At 29.5% G+C, this 1250-nt stretch carries 1 protein-coding gene and 1 pseudogene; both read right to left on the minus strand.

Annotated features, from left to right (window positions below):
* Positions 1-202, minus strand: a pseudogene (locus tag GFJ36_RS16610) (YrrS family protein); the annotation flags it as partial.
* A 238-nt stretch (positions 203-440) separates the two neighbouring features.
* Positions 441-875, minus strand: a complete 435-nt coding sequence (locus GFJ36_RS16615; protein ID WP_002004029.1) for a hypothetical protein — start codon at positions 873-875, stop codon at positions 441-443.
* Positions 876-1250: the final 375 nt, after the last annotated feature.

Here is a 1250-nt window from a genome sequence, read left to right on the forward strand (position 1 = left end):
CTTCTTTCTCTTTACGTTTCTTCTCTTCTATCTTTGTTGCTTTCTTTTCTTGAGCAATTGCTTTCTTTGATGTATCAGAAGGGGAAAACAACTGGTATGTCACTATACCAACTGTCACTAATACCAAAGTAAATGCAATATTAAAAACCACCTTTTTACGACGATTTTGTTGTTTTTCTTGAAACCTGCTTACTTGTCCCATTTTTTAAACCCCCGAGTTTATTTTCTCTTATAATCTTTATGCATTATTCTTATAATTCTTAATATTTTTATTAAACGATGGAAATAAATCACAATTCCCATACAAGATTTCATATCATAATAAAATTTGTGTTGATTCAAGCATCTGACATATGTTATTCAAAAATATTTTAATACATTAAAAATTGATAAACTCCTGTTCGTAAGAAACCTTCAATTTTATTCAAAGATGATTCCAATTACGTCCACATTAGATCTCCTGTAGAAATCTTTTTAACAATTAAGCCCCTTCTTCCCTTATTTATAATTTTTAAATTAAACTGCCCTCTATGGTACAATAAAGATGTGTTGTTTTCTACTGGGGTATGTCGTAAAATCAGAAGGGATTTTATCTCTTTTACCTTTTTTTCAGAGTAACTTTCACCACTAGGAAACTCTATTATTCCTAATGTAATCTTTAATTCGCTTTCATCAAAAGTCCAATCCTTATTAAGTTCCCTTATCTTTTGTATAAAGCTTCTTTTGGTTTTTCCTATATAGATCAATGTTTCATTTTTAGCATATACTCTAGAGATTGCAAATATTCCCTTCTTAAAAGCTTCTTCTCTACTATAAAAATCATTTAAACTATACAATCCATACCATTTAATATGTACTTTTTCTATTAATCTCACCTCATTTTTAGATAATATTATAATTTCTGAATGTTCAAATTATTGTGGATACATAGCCTTGATTACTTGAATTATAAATAGTGCTTTTCAATAATACATTTTATTATTACTAATTTCAATAATGAATATGTATATCTCAACATGAATTTCCTATCATTGGTTTCGTCAAGTAAGGCTCATAATTCTCTTCAATAATTTTATCGTTCTGTGGTGGGAGAATCCTTGTACAGGGGAAATGGCGCGTCAGCCGGATGAGTTGATTTTTCGTTTTCTAAATACCTTTTCTTAAAATGATATGCGGTGTTTTCACGTAGGACGTCATTTGCATAGAATAGCGTACTTTTTTGGGGAAATTCGAAAATAACACCTTCACAG

The organism is Bacillus sp. EE-W1 (assembly GCF_009760835.1).
GTDB classification, from domain to species: Bacteria; Bacillota; Bacilli; order Bacillales; family Bacillaceae_G; genus Bacillus_A; species Bacillus_A wiedmannii.